The sequence below is a fragment of the Deltaproteobacteria bacterium genome, assembly GCA_020848905.1.
Taxonomy (GTDB): Bacteria; Myxococcota_A; Polyangia.
The window spans coordinates 130,976-137,129 of the sequence record JADLHG010000016.1 but is presented as its reverse complement, the minus strand read 5'-3'; the positions used below and the strand labels follow the sequence as shown (position 1 = coordinate 137,129).

Below are 6,154 nucleotides of genomic sequence, written 5' to 3'. Positions count from 1 at the left end.
GGACCGATAAACCAATGAAAAGGGGAAAGCCCATGGCAAAGAAGACGGAAGCGAAGATTGACGTTGACGCGGCGTTGGCTGGCATGGCCGAGAAGAAGGCAAAGGTTGCGGAAACGGTGGCCAAGCGAAAGGCGAAGCTGGCTTCGTTGGCGTCCTTGCCGGCGGAAACGCAACGGGTCATCCAACAACTGAACATCTTCGCTAAGCAGGTTGGGCGGAAACGCGGCTTGAATGACCTGCAACGGGATCGCGTGTTGGCGAGGGTGCTGGAAAAGGGGTTGTCGTCTTGCAGCCTTGATGATGTCTACGGCAGTTACAAGGAAATCAAGGCGGAAATCGCCGCGTTGCCGAAAACGAGTAGCCGAGCAAAAGGTGCCGCTACCGTGAATAGGGCGGATATCCTGGCATTCTGCAAGTCGGAACGGGGGTCCGTGGCCCTTAATGCTACGGTGCGGCAGGTGCTGAAAGCGGCTTATTGCCGCACGGGCAAGGGTGGGAAGGAAGCGGCGGCTAAGCTGGCTGCGGAGTTTGACGCGGTTTTTTCTGGGGCGACTTACGAGGTTCTGTAAGTTCCCGCCTTGCTTCCTTCCTCTCTTTCTATTAAATCATTAAAATCAATATGCTTTAGCCGCCGCTGGAATTGGTGGGGTTGGCGATCAATCGGGCTTCCCCGAGATCGGCCGTTGGGTGGGGTTAGGCTTTCGCCTCGGGTGGCGAAACACGTTGAATACGCATTGACGCTACGAGTTTTGCTAGATTATCCGGGCTATGACCAAACCCGCATTCAATATTCATAACATGCATTGCCCCAGCCAAGCCATTTAACACTGCGTTTTCAATTGTTGCAATGTCTCGTTCTTTGCTTTTCGCTACGGTGTTAAGCGTGACGTTGATTACAGCATCCATTAGACAATTTAAGAGATTTTGGCTCATGTCTTCTTCTTTCACGGGGAATTGTTTGTTGTGTTGCTTGCGTGTTTTTTTGCGTCGCCGCATGACGTTTCCCTTCCGTTAGGGTTCCACGCTCCCCTCGGGGCCCACAACGGACCTCGGCTTCGCGCGTTCCTTCCTATTGGGCGGGGCATGTAAATAATTTCTGCAATGTGGTTTCGCGGGGTTGGGCAAATAGTTTGATTTGAAAATGTGTAAATCATGCGGGGCCGCTTGGGGCGGGATCTACAGCTTCCCTTGGGCCCACGGGAAAACGCCTTGGCGGGGCAGCTGGGGCCCTTGGGGCTAGCAGAAGAAGGGATCATGGTGTAATCTGTAGGTGTGAGATCTAGCCAGCTTTGCCCAATAGAAAGGATGGTAAGGGCAATGGCTGTATTTTGCTATGTTGCAAAAGGTGTCAAATATTGGGGCGTTGATACTTGGAAGGAAGGAAAGAGGATTCGCCTAAGAGGCTTGGCAACCAAAGAAGATGCTGTGATAGCTTTATCGGGCGAATCTCATTTGGCGAAACCAAGGGCGATTAGGGGCGGTTTTGCAAGGGTGCCCGAGGTAGAACAACCACGGGTCAAGAAAATGACCGTAGAAGGTGCGTGGGACCTATACGGGCCAATTAGCAAGCGAGACGTTGACAGTTGGGAAGAAGATTGGTCAAGGTCGAAACACTTGTTACGATTGCTTGGGGAACGAAACATTGAAAGCTTAACATTGCTTGACATTGATCAATACCGCACCCAACGATTAACGGAAAAGACGAAGTATCGCAGAGCACCTAGCAAGGCCACGCTAGATCATGAACTTAAATTATTAAAACGAATAATCAATTACGCTATCAGGTGTGGTCTTGTGGCGGGCAACCCGATTGCTGGCGTAAAGAACCTTCTACGGCCAAATGACAATGCACGGAAGGTGCTTATGCCCGACGACGTATTTAACCACATTGTCGCACATGCTGTCCCCCACCTTCAGCCCATTCTTGTGCTTCTACGGGATACGGGAATGCGGCGGGGAGAAGTCCTCGGGCTCAGTTGGGATCAAGTGGACCTTGAGAGGGGAACAATTCGACTTGGGCACCAAGACACAAAAACGAACGCGGGAAGAATTGTTCCCTTGACAGAACGTTGCGTTTGTGCCTTGGGCGGGTTGGATGGGGGCGGAAGGTGGGTCTTTCAAAATCCGCAAACGGGGAAACCTTGGCGAAACTTGCGAGCCTCGTTTATCCTTGCCTGCAAAGGGGCGGGCGTGGAGCCCGGGATCAACGGCTTCGTGCTTCACGATTTGAGGCGAGCGGCAATTACGGAAATGCGGCGGGCAGGGGTAAGCGAGATCGTAACCATGCGGATTTCTGGGCACAAAACCCGATCGGTCTTTGAACGCTACAATATCGTTGGGGAAGATGATTTAACCGCTGCGGTCGAGAAGGTTACGGCAAGGCGGGCAATGACGCGGGGCGTTGGTCAAGGTTTGGTCAAGGTTAATTGACGGGCAAGGTTGGCGGGAATGCGTGTAACCTGTTGTTTAACCTAGCGTCCCCAACGGGATTCGAACCCGTGTCGCCGGCGTGAAAGGCCGGTGTCCTTGGCCTGGCTAGACGATGGGGACATGAGCCCAGCAGGAGTCGAACCTGCGGCCACATGATTAAAAGTCACGTGCTCTACCACCTGAGCTATGGGCCCGAACTCCGCGAAGGTCTCTAGCAGAGGGGCGAACGGAGTGTCAATCGGCAGCTTCGCGAGGCCCCGGGCGGCTTGGCGGGGCGACGACCGACGGCGCGGTCGATCCCCGTCGAGAAAGAGCCGTCCCGTCGGAGCCAAGACCCTTGACTGATCCGCAACAGAATCCGTAGTATGGATTCTGTTGTGATGGATGGGCCGTAGGGCCTGGGGACCGCCGAAGCGTTTGGAGTCCCTCAGCTTCCGGAAGGAGCGACCCGCGTGTCCAAGCGACCGGTCGAGGTGCAGATCGCCGGGGAGCGTTTCGTCGTCAGAAGCGACGCGGACGAGACCTATGTGCGCATCCTGGCCGGATACGTGGACGAGCGCATCGGAGAGGTCCAGCGCGCGTCCCGGCTGGTCCCGACCCAGAAGCTGGTGGTGCTCGCGGCGCTCAACATCGCGGACGACCTGTTTCAGGAACGGCGCAAACGAGCGGAGCTCAAGCGGCGTGTCCGCGACAAGTCGAAGGCGGTTCTGGCCTACCTCGAGAAGGAGGAGCAGAAGCACCTGACGGCGCACGAATAGACACATATTCCCCTGCACTGCTCGTCATGCGCTGGGCCATCGCGGAACCAGCACCTGAAGAGTGGGAGTCCCTCCCTGCGGTGGTGAGCGCGCCCAGTCGAGCGCGCCTGAAGCCGCAGCGGGACCCCCCCTTGACGTCTTCGGACCCGCAACGGTTCGACGGCTCTGGCGCAAACGGCAGCTGCGGGGGATTCTTTTAGCGCCACCACCTGACCCCGTGGGCAGGTGTTCATATAGAGGCTCGCGAGTGCGCTCGCGAGGTTGGATTGCGAGGGTTTCAAGGCGATGGTCCGGACGTGCCTCCGGTTCGAGATACACGACGGGATGGCGGCGGGATCCGCGCCGCGCGGTGCGCGTGAGCGCCAACGCGGTGTGGAGATGAGGTTCTCGACGAAGGGCTGACGTTTACGCGCCCGATGGGCAAGGTCCACGCTGCTGCCCGCCCAACGCCCCGCAAGGGGCAGCGGAGCTCCTCGCACTTCTCTCTGCCACGCAAGTGGTGGCCTTTGAGCGGTCCCTGCGGACGGCACGCCCCCGTCCGCAGGAAGCTCGCGGCAGCGCGTGGCTCACGCCAACGCGTCGCCTGAGTCCACCAGGGTGCATGACAGGGAGGTACTCCCTTGTCCACGACCATCGTGGTGATCCTCGCGCTGGGGGCCCTCGGCGTCGGGCTTCTCATCGGCCTGCTCCTCCAGCGCAAACGCACGGCAGCGGGCGGCGGGTCGGCCGAGACCCAGGGCAACCAGCGCGTGGAAGCGGCGCGCCAGGAAGCCGAGGCGCTGCATCGCAAGGCGGAGCTCGAGGCCAAGGAGCTCATCTTCGCCGCCAAGAGCCAGGCCGAGCAGGAATCCAAGCGGCAGCTCGCGGAGCTGTCGTCCCAGCACGAGCGCCTCGTGAAGCGCGAGGAGAGCCTCGAGAAAAAGGAGGACCAGCTCCGCACCAAGGAGGCCGAGCTCTCCCGCAAGGAGGGGGACCTCGGACGGCGGGAGCAGGCCGCGGAGGCCAGCGCCCGCAGCTCGGCTGAGCTCGTGGCCAAGGCCAGCCGGCGCCTGGAGGAGCTGGCCAAGCTGACGCCCGAGCAGGCTCGCGACCTCCTCGTCCAGCAGATGACCGACCAGGCCAAGGTGGTGGCCGCGGCGGAGATCAAGCGCATCGAGGAGGAGACCGCGAGGGAGGCGCAGGAGCGCGCCACGACGGTCATCGCTACCGCCATCCAGCGCTACGCGAGCGACTACGTGAGCGAGCGCACCGTCTCGGTCGTGCAGCTGCCGAACGACGAGATGAAGGGCCGCATCATCGGGCGCGAGGGGCGAAACATTCGCGCGCTCGAGGCGGCCACGGGCGTGGACCTGATCATCGACGACACCCCCGAGGCGGTGATCCTCTCCTGCTTCGACCCGGTGCGGCGCGAGGTGGCGCGGATCGTCCTCAGCAAGCTCATATCGGACGGGCGCATCCACCCCTCGCGGATCGAGGAGGTCGTCCGGCGCGCGACCGACGAGGTGAACGCGGGGTGCAAGGAGGCCGGAGAGCAGGCGGTCTTCGACCTCGGGCTCTCCCGAGTGCACCCGGAGCTGGTCCTGCTCCTCGGACAGCTGAAGTTCCGCTCCTCGTACGCGCAGAACCTGCTCCAGCACAGCGTCGAGGTGGGCTATATCGCCGGCGTGATGGCCGCCGAGCTCGGCGTGAGCGTCAAGCACGCCCGCCGCGCGGGGCTGCTCCACGACGTGGGCAAGGCCATCGACCACGAGATGGAGGGCTCGCACGCCGCGGTCGGCGCGCAGCTCGCGAAGAAGTACGGCGAGTCGCCCAAGATCGCGCAGGCCATCGCGGCCCACCACGGCGAGGTCGCACCCGCCTCGGTGCTCGACCACCTAGTGGATGCGGCGAACCAGCTGAGCGCGCAGCGGCCGGGGGCGCGGCGCCAGCGCCTGCAAACCTACGTCCAGCGCCTCCACGACCTGGAGAAGCTCTGCAAGTCCTACGCGGGGGTCGAGAAGGCCTACGCGATCCAGGCCGGACGAGAGGTGCGCGTGCTCGTCGATCCGACGCAGGTGAGCGACGAGATGGCCGTGCTGCTGAGCAAGGACATCGCGCGCCAGGTGGAGACGGAGATGACCTACCCCGGACAGGTGCGCGTCTTCGTGCTGCGCGAGACGCGGGCCACGGACACGGCCCGCTGATGCGTATCCTCTGCGTGGGGGACATCTTCGGGCAACCGGGACGCGACGCGGTGCGCACGCTCGTGCCACAGCTCATCGAGCGGGAGCGACTGGACCTCGTCATCGCCAACGCGGAGAACTCGGCCGGGGGGGCGGGGGTCACGCTGGAGACGGCGCGGGACCTCCTCTCGATGCCCATCGGGCTCTTCACGGGGGGCAACCACACCTGGCGCCACAAGGAGTTCTACCCGCTGCTCGACAAGGAGCCGCGCTTCCTCCGACCGCACAACTTCCCGGAGGGCACTCCGGGGCGCGGCGTGGGGCTCTGCGAGACGTCGTCGGGGGTCAAGGTGGGGGTGCTCAACCTGCAGGGGCGGGTCTTCATGGATCCGCTGCCGAGCCCCTTCGAGACGGCGCTCGAGGCCATCGAGGAGCTGCGGCGCGAGACGCGCATCATCCTGGTGGACATCCACGCCGAGGCGACGAGCGAGAAGCGCGCTCTGGCCTGGCACCTCGACGGCAAGGTGAGCGCTCTCTTCGGCACACACACCCACGTGCAGACCGCTGACGAGGAGATCTTGCCCGGCGGCACGGGCTACCTCACCGACCTCGGCATGACGGGCCCCTACGACTCGGTCATCGGGATGAAGAAGGAGCTCGTGCTGCGGCGCTTCCTCACGCTGCGCCCCACCAGCTTCGAGGTGGCCAAGCACGACGTGCGGCTCTGCGGCGCGATCTTCGAGATCGACCCCGAGACGGGGCGCACGACCGGCATCACGCGGGTCCGCGAGAACTTTCCGTAGG

6 protein-coding genes, 2 tRNA genes and 1 other RNA gene are annotated in these 6,154 nt (G+C 62.0%); 6 read left to right on the top strand and 3 right to left on the bottom strand.

Annotated features, from left to right (window positions below; translation table 11 throughout):
• Positions 1–32 precede the first annotated feature (32 nt).
• A complete protein-coding gene (locus tag IT371_07680; protein MCC6747519.1) occupies positions 33–569 on the top strand; it encodes a hypothetical protein in 537 nt (178 codons plus the stop codon).
• Between the two features lie 124 nt (positions 570–693).
• On the opposite strand, the gene IT371_07675 is transcribed toward IT371_07680, so the two are convergent.
• Positions 694–996 (bottom strand): hypothetical protein, encoded by a 303-nt coding sequence (locus IT371_07675; protein MCC6747518.1) that lies wholly within the window; start codon positions 994–996, stop codon positions 694–696.
• 321 nt (positions 997–1,317) lie between these two features.
• Between IT371_07675 and IT371_07670 the strand changes: the two genes are divergently transcribed.
• Complete coding sequence (locus IT371_07670) at positions 1,318–2,430, top strand: tyrosine-type recombinase/integrase (protein ID MCC6747517.1); 1,113 nt, start codon at positions 1,318–1,320, stop codon at positions 2,428–2,430.
• A gap of 45 nt (positions 2,431–2,475) precedes the next feature.
• On the opposite strand, the gene IT371_07665 is transcribed toward IT371_07670, so the two are convergent.
• A tRNA-Glu gene (locus IT371_07665) sits at positions 2,476–2,550 on the bottom strand.
• 1 nt (position 2,551) lies between these two features.
• A tRNA-Lys gene (locus IT371_07660) sits at positions 2,552–2,624 on the bottom strand.
• 258 nt (positions 2,625–2,882) lie between these two features.
• On the opposite strand from IT371_07660, the gene IT371_07655 reads away from it, so the two are divergent.
• The 4 genes from IT371_07655 (at position 2,883) to IT371_07640 (ending at position 6,153) form a co-directional block, all read left to right on the top strand.
• Complete coding sequence (locus tag IT371_07655; protein ID MCC6747516.1) at positions 2,883–3,188, top strand: cell division protein ZapA; 306 nt, start codon at positions 2,883–2,885, stop codon at positions 3,186–3,188.
• A 6-nt stretch (positions 3,189–3,194) separates the two neighbouring features.
• Positions 3,195–3,382, top strand: a non-coding RNA gene (gene ssrS, locus IT371_07650) — 6S RNA.
• A 426-nt stretch (positions 3,383–3,808) separates the two neighbouring features.
• Positions 3,809–5,371, top strand: coding sequence for a ribonuclease Y (gene rny / locus IT371_07645; protein ID MCC6747515.1), 1,563 nt, complete (start codon positions 3,809–3,811; stop codon positions 5,369–5,371).
• Complete coding sequence (locus IT371_07640) at positions 5,371–6,153, top strand: TIGR00282 family metallophosphoesterase (protein ID MCC6747514.1); 783 nt, start codon at positions 5,371–5,373, stop codon at positions 6,151–6,153. Before rny ends, IT371_07640 begins: the two co-directional genes overlap by 1 nt.
• Position 6,154 lies beyond the last annotated feature (1 nt).